We start from the raw sequence: 15288 nt of genomic DNA, 5'->3' as shown, positions 1-15288 counted from the left end.
GGCGCTCGCGACGCGGAGGGGCCCCTGACGGTGTCCGGCCGGACGGGTCACCGGGCCTCTTCGGCCGCGGTCACGAAGTCGATGAGTTCTTCCACCGAACGCAGGAGATCGACCTCGAGGTCGCGGAAACTGCTCACGCCGCTCAGCACCCGGCGCCAACCGTCGCGCGGCTCCCCCCAGCCGAGTTCGGCGCACACCCCCGTCTTCCAATCGGTGCCCCGCGGAATCCGCGGCCACGCAGGGATGTTCACCGACGCGGGCTTCACGGCCTCCCAGACGTCGATGTAGGGGTGCCCGCACACGAGGACGTGCTCCCCGACCTCGGCGGTCAGATGTGCCTCTTTGGACCCGGCGACCAGATGGTCGACCAGGACACCGGCTCGCCGGTGAGGCGCGGGCTCGAATTCGTCGAGCGCCGCGTCGAGGTTGTCGAGACCGTCGAGGCTGACCACGACGACGCCCTCTGCACGGAGGTCGTCACCCCACACACGTTCGAGAAGCGTTGCGTCGTGCACACCCTCGACGAAGATCCGGCTCGCGCGGGCAGTGCGCGCGCGGGCGCGGGGCGCGGCTCGCGAACCCGACGCGGTCATGGCCGGCTTCTGCGGGCCCCTGGTGCGCGGCCGCACCAGCGTCACCGGGCGGCCGTCGATCAGGAACGCGCCGGGGTGCATCAGGAACACCCGGGTCTGGCCCCGGCGATCCTCGAGACGCACGAGGTCACCGGAGTAGCTCTTCTCGAGTCCGACGACGGCGCCGCAGAATCCGGTCGCGGCGTCCTCGACGACCAGATCCCGCTCCGCCGCGACCTCCGCGGGACGCGGCTTCGCCCGGCGGGGCTGAGAGAGCACGTCGCGCCCGTAGCGGTCATCCATCGCACACCACCTTCTCGTCGGTCATCTCGCCGCCGCGATGGACAGGTCGGGGCGGCGCACACACCGTATGCCCCGCGGCTCCGCGCACCCGGTTGCCACGCCCGACCCGGCCGTCGGCCGCGGCGGTACCCTGGCATCTTGATGAATCGCAGCCGCCTCCTCTCCTCGACCGTCGCGTGGCCGACGTGTGCACTGGGCGCGTGGTCGGCCGCCTGGCTGACCGGCCGTTGCTCGCCCGACGACGTGATCGAGGCACTCGCGGAATCGGCCGATCGCCACGTCGTGCAGTGGCCGGCGGCCCCCGGTCCCGCGACCGAACGGGTCTCGTCCGCAACAGGTTCGATGAGCGGGGTACTCGACCTCCTGGCGCTCCTGCGACCCGCGCGGCGGCTCGTGGTCCGGCTGCCCTCGACCGGCGACCCGCAGGGACTCCCGCCCCACGCGGCGACATCGGCCGCTCTCGGCGCGGGCGAGGTCCTGCTCGTCGACGATGCGACCGATACGGGCACCCTCGCGCTCGTGCCGGCCTTCACCGTCTCGGCATCCGCCGCGGACGGCGGCGAGCCACCCTTCATCACGTGCACGTGGTCGGCGTACCGCTACGACACCGCGCTCGACCTCGGGCACCTCGTGTCCGCGGGACCCAGCGCGGGTGACCTGGAATATGATCTGCGCCAAGCAGTCCGGGACGCGACGACGATCATCGGCGGGCTCGGCGGACGACGGTCGGCGGACCCGACCGATCTCCGCACGCAACTTGTCGCGCTCACCTCACGGCATCGGGTCGCCCTGCCGCCGCACATCCTGGACGCCCGGTCGACCCGCCTCATCGACACCGCGGCGCAAGTGGAGGCCATCGTCGACCTCGCGGGCGCGCGCGGTGTCGAGATCGGCGACAGTGCCGGGCAGTGGGATTCCGGCGACGCGACCCTCCGGGGACTGCAGGTGCTGACCCGGACGGCCCGCGCCGCCGCGGTCAACCAGACGATCGTCGAACTCCTGCGCCGCTGAGTCCACACCGCCACGCCCCGGGACGTCAGACCCGAAGCCGTGGTGGACGTTCGGACACGACGCCGTACAGATCGAGACCGTCCCGCCGCTCCGTCGCGAACGGGGCTGCCCCCCATTCGTGGACGAACCAGTCCCGCAGCCGTTCGGAACCGGTCCAGGCGTAGTACGGGCGGACGGCGGAGACACAGAACCGTTCCACTTCGCGCATCATGCCGGTGAGTGCATCGGCACCGCGCGCTTCGGGGAGCACCGCGGCGATGCGGACGTCGACGGCGTCTGGTGCCGGGGACGGCAGCTGCGGGCTGGTGAGGAATCTGATCAGTCGCTCACGGAGTCCGGGAATGGTCGCGGCCCGGACGAAATCGGCCGGAACGAGCGGCGGCTCACCCTCGGGCGACAGGTCGACATCGTGCGGATGCCAGATCAGAATTCCCGCGAGATGTTCGTTCTGGTGGGATCCGATCACATATCCGGAGTCGAGGTAGGGCCGCACCAATATCTCGGCCAGCCATTCACACAGCGTCGGGTCGGTGATGTGCTCACCCAATACCCACCGGTACAGCGGGATTTCCTCGAGCGCCCGGGCCAGGAGTGCGGTGGCGGGCCGGAGGTCGGCTCTGGTGAGGGTCCGCTCTGCGGTGAGCACTTGGTCACACGTCCAAAAGGGCTGGTCACACCGTGGTGGGCGGCGTCGACGACGCCGCCCACCACAGGTGAACGGTTCTAGGTGCCGGACTCGCTGCTGCCGTCAGCGGAGCCGGTGGCAAGTGTTTCGAGAATCGGTCCGAGGACGTCGATTTCGAGTCTGATAGGTCCTTCTGCCATGGGGATTCCTCTCTCACATTCGCACCCTGATTCAGGTACGCGTACCAAGAGAGTTGCATTTCGGTTGAGGTCCAGATCACATTTTGATGCATTCCTATACCGAATCGTTATGTTCGCAAAACACTTTACCGATCGGCCGACGTGGGCCGCGGGAACGATTCGGCGATCTATTTCCTGGGCCGTGCCGCGGGCACGCAGCACCGGTCCCGACACGTGCGGCCGTTGTCGCCGCACCCCATGGCGGCAAGGTCGCCGTTGCCCCCCGCGTAGGCCTCCACGAAGTCGCCGATCATCGAGATGAAGCGCGGGTCGGGACCCACGGTGTCGGCGCGCGCGTAGTCCATGCCGAGCCGTTCGGCGACCTCGGCGGCCTCGTTGTCGAGATCCCAGATCACCTCCAGATGATCGGAGATGAACCCCACGGGGTACACCACCACGCGCCGGACCCCCTCGGCAGCAAGGCTTTCCAGATGATCACAGATGTCCGGCTCCAGCCATGGGATCTGCGGCGGACCCGACCGCGACTGCCAGACCTGATCGAAGTCGGTGACGCCGAGCTCGTCGGCGACCGCGCGGGACGCGGCCATCACCTGGCGCGAGTACAACCCCCCGCCGTCGGTCGCCGGCCCCGACGCGGCGTCGGCCGAGCTCGGTACCGAGTGGGCGGTGAACACCAGCCGCGGGGTCTCGTCACCCGGCCCGAGCGTGTCCATCGCGCGGCGCACCGCGTCGGCTCCGGCCGCGACGAACGCCGGATGCGACCAGTACTGCGGCAGCTTGCGCAGCACCACGGCACCGTCGGACCGGCCGCTGCCCGGCTCGCGTCCGGCCAGCGCTGTCAGTGCCCGGTCGATGTCCTCGTGGTACTGCCGGCAGCCCGAGTAGCCACCCCACGCCGACGTCGGGAACACGAGGATCCGCCGGTGTCCCGCCGTGTACATCTCGGCCAGCGTGTCCTCGACCATCGGGTGCCAGTTGCGGTTCCCGAAGTAGACCGGGAGGTCCATCCCGCGCCGCCCGAGCTCGTCGCGGAGCGCGTCGATCATCTCCAGGTTGAGCCGGTTGATCGGCGAGACGCCACCGAAGTGGAGGTAGTGCTCGGCCACCGACTCGAGCCGCTCGCGTGGGATCCCGCGTCCACGGGTGACGTTCTCCAGGAACGGCATCACGTCGTCGGGTCCGTCCGGCCCGCCGAACGACAGGAACAGGACGGCATCGAAGGGAGCGGAGACGAGGGGCGCGGGGTCGACGGGTGTGGTGGTGTCCCCCGGTGCTGGCGAGCTCATGAGCCGGTGGTCATGCCCTCCGGGAACCAGGTGTTGTGGCTGGCGCCGCCGTCGACATAGACGATGGAACCGGTGGTGGCCGGCAGCCAGTCGCTGAGCAACGCGCAGACCGACTTGGCGACGACGGTGGGGTCGTCGACGTCCCAGCCGATCGGCGACGCGCCGTCCCAGTACTCGTTGAGCATGGTGAGCTGCTTGGCGTCGTCGGTCGCGGTCCCGGCGATGGCCTTGGCGGCCAGGGTCTTGATGGGACCGGCGGCCACGAGGTTCGACCGCACGTTCTTGGCGTTGCCCACCTCGCGCGCCACGTACCGGTTCACCGACTCCAGGGCGGCCTTCGCCACACCCATCCAGTTGTAATACGGCATCGCGGTGCGGGGATCGAAGTCCATGCCGACGATCGAGCCGCCCTCGTTCATGGCGGGGAGCACAGCGCGAGCGAGCGAGGCATAGCTCCACGCCGAGATCTCGAAGGCCTTCGCGGCATCGGGACCCGGTCCCTCCAGGAACGGCTTGGCCTCCGGGCCCATCAGGGTCCGGGGTGCGAAGGCGATCGAATGCATGACGCCGTCGATGCCCTGCGGCGCCAGCTCGGTGATCTTCCCGGCCAGTGCGTCGAGGTCGTCCTCGTTGGTGACGTCGAGACCGATGGCCGGCGGCACCTCCTTCGGCAACCGCCTGGCGATCCGGTCGATCAGCCGAAGCCGCTCGGGGATGCCGGTGATGATGACGGTCGCGCCCTGCTCCTGCGCCATGGCGGCGGCGTGGAAGGCGATCGACGCATCGGTGATGATGCCCGTGATGAGGACGGTCTTCCCGTCCAGGATTCCGCTCACGTAGATGTGCTCCTGGGATCGACGTTGATTGACGTGCCGTGTGACCGCGGGTGCTGGCCCGCTGATCGGATGAGGGTCAGTGACCCATGCCCATGCCGCCGTCGACGGGCAGGACCGCACCGGAGATGTATCCGCCCTCGTCGGAGGCGAGGAAACTGATGGCCGCGGCGACGTCCTCGGGCTTCCCGGTACGGCCGAGCGGGATCGCCTGCTTGGCCATCTCGATGTAGCGGTCCTCCATCGACGCGGTCATGTCCGTCTCGATGAATCCGGGCGCCACGACGTTGGCGGTGATGTTCCGGGAGCCGATCTCACGCGCGATCGAGCGCGCCATTCCGATGAGGCCGGCCTTCGAGGCCGCGTAGTTCACCTGCCCGGGGATACCGGACATCGCGACCACCGAACCGAGGAAGATCATGCGGCCCCACTTGGCGCGCTGCATCCCCTTGGTCGCGCGCTTGGCGCACCGGAACGCGCCGGTGAGGTTCGCGTCGACGACCTTCTCGAAGGATTCCTCGGACAGTCGCATGAGGAGCATGTTGTCGGTGATACCCGCGTTGGCGACGAGGATCTCGACGGGACCCTGGTGCTCCTCGACCTCGGCGAACGCGCGGTCGACCGACTCCGAGTCGGTGACATCGCACTTGACGCCGAACAGTCCGTCCGGGGCACCGGAACCACGGTGGGTCACCGCCACCCGGTGGCCGTCGGCCGCGAGGCGCTGTGCCACGGCCAGACCGATTCCGCGGTTGCCGCCGGTGACCAGGACCGAGCGGGAGGGATTCTGCGCTTCGTTGCTAGCTGCCGTCATGGGTGTTCAACCTATCCGTTCTCGTTGCGGGGGTGACACGCGGTCGGCCGGCGGCACACCCCGGACACGTCCGCGTCAGGGCAGCCGACGATTGATGGCCAGGGCGGCGAACGCCGACACCAGCGCAAACAACGTACCCGCGATCAGCCACGGCTTCGAATTGTCCCCGCGGCGGGTCTCGTAACCGATCTCGTCCTGGAGCTGCTCGTAGACCTTGTTCAGTTCGTCGAGGCTGGCCGCGGTGAAGAAGTCGCCACCCGACAGGTTGGCGATCTTGCGCAGCGAGTCGTCGTCGACCGGGACCGGCACGCGGTCGCCCTCGAGTTCGACGGTGCCCGTCCGGGTGCCGAAGGAGATGGTGGAGACCGGGATCTTCTCCTCCTTGGCCTTGCGAGCAGCGGTGAACGCACCGCGCGGGTCGTCGGGATCGTCCGGCACGGTCTCCTTGCCGTCGGAGAGCAAGACGATGCGCGCGGGCGGCGCGCCTTCGGTGCCGCCGAGGACCGCGTTCAGTGTGCTGATCTGTTGGAGCGCGGCGAAGATGCCCTCGCCGGTCGCCGTCTTGTCGTCGAGCCGCAGTTTGTCCACGGCGACCTTCGTCGCGTTGTGGTCGGGTGTCGGTGACACCAGGCTCGCCGCAGTCCCGGCGAAGGAGATCAGACCGAGGTTGATCCCCTCGGTCAGCTCGTCGGCGAACTTCTTGGCCGCCTCCTGGGCCGCGCGGATCCGGGAGGGCGACACGTCGGTGGCGTTCATCGACCGCGACACGTCCATCACCAGAACCACCGTCGCCTTGTTGCGCGGCACCTTCCGATCCGCCTGCGGACCGGAGAGTGCGACCGTCAGGAGGATCAGCGAGATGATCAGGAGCGCGATCGGCAGGTGACGCAAGCGGCCGCGGTCGGCCGGGGCGACCGACTTCAGCAGGTCGAGGTTGGCGAAGGTCAGCGCGCGTTGCCGGCGGCGCCGCAACATGTACACGTAGGCGACGCCGAGCAGCACCACGACCAGGAGCAGCAGCAACCACCAGGGACTGGACAGCATCGATCTACCCCACCCCCGCCGCGAGGCCGCGGCGGCGTTGTGCGACGAACTTGACGGTGTCGGTGATCCACTCCCGGTCGGTGCGCAGGGTCAGGACGGCCCCACCACAGCTCCGCAGAGTGCGGTGGACCCGCTGCTGGTGCGCCGCGGCCGCGGACGCGAAGTCGCGTCGCAGTTCGTCGGTGATCGTCACGTCGTGGATCTCGCCGGATTCCGCATCAGCCAGGGTGACCTCGCCGATCGCCGGCAGGTCGAGGTCGCGGGGGTCGAGAACCTCGACCGCGAGCAGTTCGTGATGGGCGCCGATCGCGCGCAGCGAGCGTTCCCAGTCGATGGGCCCGAGGAAGTCGCTGATGACCACAGCGAGCCCGCGCCGGCGCTGGGGCCGGCGGAGTGCCTCGATACCCGCCTTCAGATCACCGCGCACCCCGGGGGAACTGCGCCGGGTGGTGGCGATGGCCTTCAGCAGGTTCTGGGCGTGCGCGCGTCCGGCCCGAGCCGGCACCCGCACCAGGTCGTCGCCGGTCACCACCAGGGCACCGTGCCGGTTGCCGCCGCCGGAAGTGAGGTGGACCAGAGCCGCGGCCGCAGCAACCGCCAGGTCCCGTTTGGTGCAGTCGACGGTGCCGAAGTCGAGACTGGCCGAGGCGTCGACCACGAGCCAGGTCTCGAGTTCACGGTCGGCGATCATCTGCCGGACGTGCGGCTGGGTGGTGCGGGCGGTGACCGACCATTCCATCCGCCGGACGTCATCGCCCGGCTGGTAGGCCCGCGCCTCGCCCGGTTCCGAACCCGGTCCGGGGATCAGCCCCAGGTGCTCACCCTGCAGCACGCCGTCGAGCTTGCGCCGCACGGTGAGCTCGAGCATCTTCAGGGCCGCGGTCAGTTGCGGCTCGTCGAGCAGACCGGCGCCCAGGCGCGGAAGGTCCCGATTAGCCGCCATACTGAGGTGAATTCCGGTTCGCCGGTGCCGAATTCGGGTCGCCCGGGCCGGCAGACTGTGAGACCTGTTGTCCCGCATAGCCATTCGGTCCGTGGCCGCCATTGGGCGCCTGCGGCTGCCCGGTCGGGTACTGCCCCTGCGGTATCGGCTGCGCGCCGACCTGCGGTAGTCCGACGGTCTGCAGGACCCGGGCGATGACCTGGTCGGCGTCGATCTCGTCGGCCAGTGCGTCGTACGACAGCACCAGACGGTGCCGGAGCACGTCGGGCATGATCTCGACGACGTCCTGCGGGATCACGTAGTCGCGACCGCGGACCAGCGCCAGCGCCCGGGCGGCGGCCACGATGCCCAGTGTCGCGCGTGGGGAGGCACCGTAGGACAGCCAGGAGGCGACGTCGGTGAGGCCGAGCTCGGCCGGGCGGCGGGTGGCGTTGATGACGCGGACGACGTAGTCGACGAGGGCGTGGTGGACGAAGACGTTCGCCGCGGTCCGCTGTAGGCGCAGCATCGCGGCCGGGTCGAGGACCTGAGACGCGGTCGGCGGGACGTTGCCCATCCGGTAGACGATCTCGCGCTCCTCCTCCACCGACGGGTAGTCGACGAGGACCTTGAACAGGAAGCGGTCCCGCTGCGCCTCGGGCAGCGGGTAGACGCCCTCGTTCTCGATGGGGTTCTGTGTCGCCATCACCAGGAACGGGTCCGGCATCGAGTAGGTCTTGCCGCCGATCGAGACGTGACGCTCGGCCATCACCTCGAGCAGGGCGGACTGCACTTTCGCGGGTGCGCGGTTGATCTCGTCGGCCAGCAGGAAGTTCGCGACGACCGGGCCGAGTTCGGTGTCGAACTCCTCGCGGCCCTGGCGGTAGATACGAGTACCGATCAGGTCGGTGGGCACCAGGTCGGGGGTGAACTGCACGCGGGAGAAGGATCCGCCGACGACGCGGGCGAACGTCTCGACCGCGAGTGTCTTCGCGACACCGGGCACACCCTCGAGCAGGATGTGGCCGCGAGCGAGAAGACCGACGAGAATGCGCTCGACGAGCTGATCCTGGCCGACGATGACGCGCTTGACCTCGTAGATGGCCCGCTCGAGCAGCGCGACGTCGGCGTCGCTCAGCACCGAGGAGTCCGCTCCTGCCGCCGCGGGATCCCCCGTGGCCGCCTTGCCGAGGGAGTGCGATTCGGTCAACCCGTGCTCCTGTTCCTCTGAACTGCTGTCCGGTCGAGCGGCGATGCGTCAGCCCTGGGCGCGGCCACGATCCCGCACCGCGCAGGCGTCGACCCCGCGTGTCTGTGCCAGCCTAGCCGTGCGAACTGAAAAGGTGCCAAGAAGACTCGGCGGGTGTCGGTCGTTCACGACCGCCGCCCGACCGCCGGCCGTCAGAGCAGACGCACCACGTTCGGCATCGCGCCGTCGGTGCGCAGGGGCGACACCTTGACGACGTCTCCCGACTGCGGCGCCTCGACCATCTTGTTGTCCCCGAGGTAGAGCGCGACGTGCGCGCTCGCGTTGGGGCCGTAGAAGATCATGTCGCCGCGGCGCATCTGCGACAGCGGGAACTGCGGTCCCGAGGTGTATTGGTAGCCGGTGTAGTGCGGCAACTCGATACCCACGCCGGCGAACGCGTAGATCATCAGACCCGAGCAGTCGAAGCCGATCTTGTTGTAGTCGCCATAGCTGTCGGCGACGCCGCCGTCGCGGATGCCCTGCGTGGGGCCGTTCGCGTCACCGCCGCCCCAGGCGTAGGGCACGTTGAGCTGGGAGAGGGCGCGGTTGACCGCGATCTCCACGGCCTGCGGGCCGCGCAGACCGGGACGGACCATGCCGCCTCCGCCGCCACCGCCGGAGGAACTCCCGAACAGGGTCCCGAGGCTCCCGGAACCGAGCCGCGCGCTGAGGGTGTCGCCACCGCTGCTGCCGGTGAGATCCGCACCCCCGATGCCGAGCTCGTTGAGCAACTCCGACTGCGGCAGTTGCTGCTGACCGACGAGACCCGCGAGGATCGACTGGCCGACATCGACCGCGAGGCGTGCGGCGGCCTCGGCCGCGACTGCGAGCGCCTGGTTGTCGGTGACCGGTGTGGCGGGCAGCGCCTTCAGGGCACCCTCGGCCGACGGGGCGGTCGGGAACAGGTTGGACAGCAGATCGCTCGCCGACGGCCCCTCGACCGTCTTCTTCGGGACGTAGCCGCGAATCGTGTTGAGACGCTTCTGTACCCGGTCGCGCTCACCGATCAGGGTGGCCTTGCGCTTCTGCTGGGTCGCGATGGCGGTCTTCGCCTCGGTGACCGCGGCCATCGCATCGATCTTGCGCTGCTCGGCACTCTTGGCCGCGAACGACGCCTGCCGGCGGGTGGCCTCCACCGCGGCGAGACGGTTGGCCTTCTGGTTACGTGCGACCTGCAGCCGCCGGATCATCTCCTGCTGCTTCTTGCCGACCTGGTCGATCAGCTTCATGCGGTCGAGCACGGCCTGCGGGTCCTCCGACGACACGTAGTTCGACATCGAGCCCTGCTCGGGACCCTGCTGATAGGCCAGGCGCGCGAACCGGTCGAACTCCTTCTGCGCGTCGACGACGGCCTTGCTGGAGCGATCGAGTTCGGTCCGGGCTCCGCGCGCGGCCACCGTGGCGAGGCGCCGCTGCGCGAGCGAGTTCTGGAAGTCGGCGATCGACCGGTTCACGTTCTCCTGGCGGGCCGCGAGCGCCTGGTCCAGGTCGGCGATGTCCTGATTGACCGTCGCGATGCGATTGATCAACCCGGAGATGGGCGACTCGGGCGTCTTCTTGGGTGCCGCATCGGCGTGACCCGCGCCGAGCGCACAGATGAGTACGACAGCCAGGGCTGCCGAGACGCGCGCCGGCCACGACGCACCAGTTCTTCCTCGCCTCACCTGGAACTCCTCGCGATTCGTGCGGGGATCTGGCGATCCCCGGCCGGCGATCGTCCGGGTCGTCGAGAACCGCGGCGATCACGCACTGCACTTGCGTCACTTCGGACCCTGCAGAGGACACAGGCATCACACGTGACATCAGAACCGTACGTCACATCAACCACACGAGAAAACCGCGATCGTGAATTACAAACGCGTGATTACCTGGGAAAATGCCGTGAACTGGCGAAAGATCGAACAGTCGTCAAGGTCTCGAATTGGCAACAGACCGTACGACACGCCGACGGTGGTCCGCGTGCGTGAACGGAAAGGGTGTCAGGGCCCCGGAGTCGGGCGGCCCCGCTGCCGGGTCGAGCGGTGCCCGAGCGTCCGGACTACCGACCGGACGCGGACGGCTCGCGGTGTCGCGACGACGGTTCATCCGACGTCGTGTCGACGGCCTGCACGGGGCCCAGCGGCCCGGCGGCCAGGTTCCTCCGGGAACGGATCTGACGCAGTCTGGCGAGCACGGCTCCGATCGCGACGACGAGGACCAGCAGGACACCGACGATCGTCCAGTCCACGTTGGGACCGGTCATCGTGTCGATCATCTGCCGCGCCGCACCCGCCGGGTCGGTGAGTGTGAGGCCGTCGGTGGCCTGCTCCTGCACCACGCGGCTGAAATCCGGAGACGAGCTGCCGACCGAGTTCGGGCCCAGCACGATGACGGTGCCGCCGACCTGATCCTGCAACTGGTTGGCGATGTCGCGATAGAGCGTGAAGCGCGGCTGTACCTGATCGATGACCACGAAGCTCACGTCGTGGCCCTTGGCCTTGGCGTACTCGACGACTTCGAGCATGCGGGGCAGCTGCTCGGGCGTCGCGCCGGCGACGGCGTCGTCGGCGATGTCGCGGGACAGCTCACCCATGTCGACCCCGACGAGTCCGGTGAGTTCGTTGTTCTCCGCAGGAGCTGCCAGCACCAACGTCGTCGCCTGCGGACCCATCCGCCACCCCTGCCTCTCGAGATCACCGGGGTGGCGCCGACGTGGACGGCCGGTATCGCGTCGGCGTCGAGTGTCCACTCGCCGAACCCCGCCCTGCACCGTACGACACAATGGAGTCGTCTGGGTATTCCGGTGTCGGCACGTCCGCCCGGCGCGTCCCGGGCACGAGCTTGGTAACAGTACGCTCGTACTGTTAGACTGGACGATGTTGTCGCGGGTGACCCTCACGGACATCCGATGGCGCCGGCGCAGCCCGTCGGTGCAGAACGTCAGACGGCGCACGACCGTCGGAACGGGGAGCGACGCCCGTCCGACCGGCCCCGCCCGACCGCAAGTGGATCATCGAGTAATCGCCGGCGCAGCCCGCCGGCACACGAGGAGAGTGGATTTAGACGTGAGTATCAATTCCTTCGGCGCCCGCGGAACGCTGGACGTCGGTGACAACAGCTACGAGATCTACCGTCTGAACGCCGTCGAGGGCACCGGCAAGCTCCCCTACGCTCTGAAGGTCCTGGCCGAGAACCTCCTCCGCACCGAGGACGGCGCGAACATCACCAAGGAGCACATCGAGGCCCTCGCCAACTGGGACCCGAACGCCGAGCCGAGCGTCGAGATCCAGTTCACGCCCGCCCGCGTGATCATGCAGGACTTCACCGGCGTGCCCTGCATCGTCGACCTCACGACCATGCGTGACGCCGTCAAGGAACTCGGCGGCGATCCGGACAAGGTCAATCCCCTCGCACCCGCCGAGATGGTCATCGACCACTCCGTGATCATCGAGGCCTTCGGCAACGCCCAGGCGTTCGAGCGCAACGTCGAGATCGAGTACCAGCGCAACGAGGAGCGCTACAAGTTCCTCCGCTGGGGCCAGGGCGCCTTCGACGACTTCCGCGTCGTGCCGCCGGGCACCGGCATCGTCCACCAGGTCAACATCGAGCACCTCGCCCGCTCGGTGATGGTCCGTGACGGCGTCGCCTACCCCGACACCTGCATCGGCACCGACTCGCACACCACGATGGAGAACGGCCTCGGCGTCCTGGGCTGGGGCGTCGGCGGCATCGAGGCCGAGGCCGCGATGCTCGGCCAGCCCGTCTCGATGCTCATCCCCCGCGTCGTCGGCTTCAAACTCACCGGCTCGGCCAAGCCCGGCGTGACCGCCACCGACGTGGTCCTCACGATCACCGAGATGCTGCGCAAGCACGGTGTGGTCGGCAAGTTCGTCGAGTTCTACGGCAACGGCGTGGCCGAGGTCCCGCTGGCCAACCGCGCCACCATCGGCAACATGAGTCCCGAGTTCGGCTCGACCTGCGCGATGTTCCCGATCGACGGCGAGACGGTCAACTACCTCCGGCTCACCGGCCGCAGCGAAGAGACCCTCGCGCTGGTCGAGGCCTATGCCAAGGAACAGGGCATGTGGCTGGAGAAGGACGCCGAAGAGGCCGTGTACTCGGAGTACCTCGAGCTCGACCTGGCCGACGTCGTCCCGTCGATCGCCGGCCCGAAGCGCCCGCAGGACCGCATCGAGCTCTGGGACGCCAAGAACGCGTTCCGCAAGGACATCCACAACTACGTCGAGAACGGCAACTCCGCGCCGCAGACCAAGCTGGACGAGGCGGTCGAGGAGACCTTCCCGGCGTCCGATCCCGCGACGCTGTCCTTCGCCGACGACGACGCCGAGCCGCTGCACTCGGCCGCCAACGGTGCCGAGGGCCGGCCGACCAAGCCGGTTCGGGTCGATTCCGAGGAGCGGGGATCGATGATCCTCGACCACGGCATCGTCACCATCGCCTCGATCACCAGCTGCACCAACACCTCCAACCCGTCGGTCATGCTCGGTGCGGCCCTGCTCGCCAAGAAGGCCGTCGAGAAGGGTCTGACCTCCAAGCCGTGGGTCAAGACCTCGATGGCACCGGGGTCGCAGGTCGTCACCGGCTACTACGACAAGTCCGGTCTCTGGCCGTACCTGGAGAAGCTCGGCTTCTACCTCGTCGGCTACGGTTGCACCACGTGCATCGGCAACTCCGGCCCGCTGCCGGAGGAGATCTCGAAGGCGATCAACGACAACGACCTCACCGCCACCGCGGTGCTGTCGGGCAACCGCAACTTCGAAGGCCGCATCAACCCCGACGTGAAGATGAACTACCTCGCGTCGCCGCCGCTGGTCATCGCCTACGCGCTGGCCGGCACCATGGACTTCGACTTCGAGACCGACCCGCTGGGCCAGGACACCGACGGCAACGACGTGTTCCTCAAGGACATCTGGCCGACCAACGAGGAGATCGAGGCGACCATCGCCTCGTCGATCTCGCCGGAGCAGTACGCCTCGGACTACGCCGACGTGTTCAAGGGCGACGAGCGCTGGCAGAACCTGCCGACCCCGTCGGGCAAGACCTTCGAGTGGGACGACGAGTCCACCTACGTGCGCAAGCCTCCGTACTTCGAGGGCATGCAGCGTGAGCCGTCGCCGGTCTCCGACATCAAGGGCGCACGCGTGCTCGCGAAGCTCGGCGACTCGGTGACCACCGACCACATCTCCCCCGCGTCGACGATCAAGCCCGGCACCCCCGCCGCGCAGTACCTCGATGCGAACGGTGTGGCCCGTAAGGACTACAACTCACTGGGCGCCCGCCGCGGCAACCACGAGGTGATGATCCGGTCGACCTTCGGCAACATCCGTCTGCAGAACCAGCTGCTCGACGGCGTGACCGGCGGTTACACCCGCGACTTCACCCAGGAGGGTGCGCCGCAGTCGTTCATCTACGACGCCGCGCAGAACTACGCTGCGCAGAACACGCCGCTCGTCGTGCTGGGCGGCAAGGAGTACGGCACCGGCTCGTCGCGCGACTGGGCGGCCAAGGGCACCAGCCTGCTCGGCGTGAAGGCCGTCATCACCGAGAGCTTCGAGCGCATCCACCGCTCGAACCTGATCGGCATGGGCGTCATCCCGCTGCAGTTCCCCGAGGGCGAGTCGCACAAGTCGCTGGGCCTCGACGGCACGGAGACCTTCGACATCACCGGTATCGAGGAGCTGAACAACGGCACCACGCCGTCGACGGTGCACGTCACCGCCACCAAGGAGGACGGCTCGACGGTCGAGTTCGACGCGAAGGTGCGCATCGACACCCCGGGTGAGGCCGACTACTACCGCAACGGAGGCATCCTGCAGTACGTGCTGCGCAACATGATCAAGAGCTGACAGGAGGCACTCGACGTGCCCAAGGTCAGTGATGACCGGCTTGCCGCGCGTCGTCGGGAGATTCTCGACGGCGCGCGGCATTGCTTCGCGGAGTACGGATACGACGGCGCGACCGTCAAACGGATCGAAGAGTCCACCGGCTTGTCCCGGGGCGCGATCTTCCACCACTACCGGGACAAGGAAGCACTGTTCCTCGCGCTCGCACGCGAGGACGCCGAACGCATGGCCGATGTGGCGGCCGAGCAGGGCCTGGTGCAGGTCATGCGTGACATGCTCACCCGGCCGCAGGACTTCGACTGGCTCGGCACACGGCTGGAGATCGCCCGAAAGTTGCGGACGGACAACAGCTTCCGGGCGGAGTGGGTGTCATACTCGGCCGAGGTCGAGCAGGCGACCCTGAGTCGGCTGGAACGTGGCCGCCAGGCGGGACGCCTGCGCGACGACGTGCCGACGGACGTGCTGCTGAACTATCTCGACCTCGTCCTCGACGGCCTGATCACCCGATTGGCCACCGGCCAGCCCACCGACGACCTGCACGCGGTGCTCGACCTCGTCGAGGAGTCGGTGCGCGCTCACGAGTGAT

13 protein-coding genes are annotated in these 15288 nt (G+C 68.5%); 3 read left to right on the top strand and 10 right to left on the bottom strand.

Annotated features, from left to right (window positions below; all coding sequences use genetic code 11):
• Positions 1-47: 47 nt before the first annotated feature.
• Positions 48-875, bottom strand: coding sequence for a DUF3097 domain-containing protein (locus CA982_RS11580; RefSeq protein ID WP_086535476.1), 828 nt, complete (start codon positions 873-875; stop codon positions 48-50).
• 141 nt (positions 876-1016) lie between these two features.
• Between CA982_RS11580 and CA982_RS11575 the strand changes: the two genes are divergently transcribed.
• Positions 1017-1886: a serine/threonine protein kinase gene (locus tag CA982_RS11575; RefSeq protein WP_086535475.1), complete on the top strand. Its 870-nt coding sequence runs from the start codon at positions 1017-1019 to the stop codon at positions 1884-1886.
• A 25-nt stretch (positions 1887-1911) separates the two neighbouring features.
• Here CA982_RS11575 and CA982_RS11570 read toward each other — a convergent pair whose 3' ends face one another.
• The 9 genes from CA982_RS11570 to CA982_RS11530 all read right to left on the bottom strand — a co-directional run bounded on the left by CA982_RS11570 (position 1912) and on the right by CA982_RS11530 (position 11509).
• The gene (locus CA982_RS11570) at positions 1912-2532 is read right to left on the bottom strand and encodes a hypothetical protein (RefSeq protein ID WP_086535474.1); all 621 of its coding nucleotides are present in this window, start codon (positions 2530-2532) and stop codon (positions 1912-1914) included.
• A gap of 346 nt (positions 2533-2878) precedes the next feature.
• The gene (locus CA982_RS11565; protein WP_086535473.1) at positions 2879-3997 is read right to left on the bottom strand and encodes a ferrochelatase; all 1119 of its coding nucleotides are present in this window, start codon (positions 3995-3997) and stop codon (positions 2879-2881) included.
• A complete protein-coding gene (inhA, locus tag CA982_RS11560; protein ID WP_086535472.1) occupies positions 3994-4833 on the bottom strand; it encodes an NADH-dependent enoyl-ACP reductase InhA in 840 nt (279 codons plus the stop codon). The genes CA982_RS11565 and inhA overlap by 4 nt, the downstream gene beginning before the upstream one ends.
• Positions 4834-4909: 76 nt before the next feature.
• Positions 4910-5644: a 3-oxoacyl-ACP reductase FabG1 gene (fabG1, locus tag CA982_RS11555; RefSeq protein WP_086535471.1), complete on the bottom strand. Its 735-nt coding sequence runs from the start codon at positions 5642-5644 to the stop codon at positions 4910-4912.
• A gap of 75 nt (positions 5645-5719) precedes the next feature.
• Complete coding sequence (locus CA982_RS11550; RefSeq protein ID WP_004019123.1) at positions 5720-6688, bottom strand: VWA domain-containing protein; 969 nt, start codon at positions 6686-6688, stop codon at positions 5720-5722.
• 4 nt (positions 6689-6692) lie between these two features.
• Positions 6693-7631: a DUF58 domain-containing protein gene (locus CA982_RS11545; protein ID WP_086535470.1), complete on the bottom strand. Its 939-nt coding sequence runs from the start codon at positions 7629-7631 to the stop codon at positions 6693-6695.
• The gene (locus tag CA982_RS11540; protein ID WP_086535469.1) at positions 7621-8820 is read right to left on the bottom strand and encodes an AAA family ATPase; all 1200 of its coding nucleotides are present in this window, start codon (positions 8818-8820) and stop codon (positions 7621-7623) included. The genes CA982_RS11545 and CA982_RS11540 overlap by 11 nt, the downstream gene beginning before the upstream one ends.
• A gap of 191 nt (positions 8821-9011) precedes the next feature.
• Complete coding sequence (locus CA982_RS11535) at positions 9012-10523, bottom strand: NlpC/P60 family protein (protein WP_086535468.1); 1512 nt, start codon at positions 10521-10523, stop codon at positions 9012-9014.
• A 374-nt stretch (positions 10524-10897) separates the two neighbouring features.
• On the bottom strand, positions 10898-11509 hold the full coding sequence (locus CA982_RS11530; RefSeq protein WP_086535467.1) for an Rv1476 family membrane protein: 612 nt from the start codon (positions 11507-11509) through the stop codon (positions 10898-10900).
• A 394-nt stretch (positions 11510-11903) separates the two neighbouring features.
• On the opposite strand from CA982_RS11530, the gene CA982_RS11525 reads away from it, so the two are divergent.
• Both CA982_RS11525 and CA982_RS11520 read left to right on the top strand, forming a co-directional pair.
• Positions 11904-14705: an aconitate hydratase gene (locus CA982_RS11525; RefSeq protein WP_086535466.1), complete on the top strand. Its 2802-nt coding sequence runs from the start codon at positions 11904-11906 to the stop codon at positions 14703-14705.
• Positions 14706-14720: 15 nt separating this feature from the next.
• Positions 14721-15287, top strand: coding sequence for a TetR/AcrR family transcriptional regulator (locus tag CA982_RS11520; RefSeq protein ID WP_086535465.1), 567 nt, complete (start codon positions 14721-14723; stop codon positions 15285-15287).
• Position 15288 lies beyond the last annotated feature (1 nt).

Source organism: Gordonia lacunae (genome assembly GCF_002149015.1).
Classification (GTDB): domain Bacteria; phylum Actinomycetota; class Actinomycetes; order Mycobacteriales; family Mycobacteriaceae; genus Gordonia; species Gordonia lacunae.
Note: the sequence above shows the minus strand (reverse complement) of the source record. Positions and strands in the feature narration are given on the sequence as shown.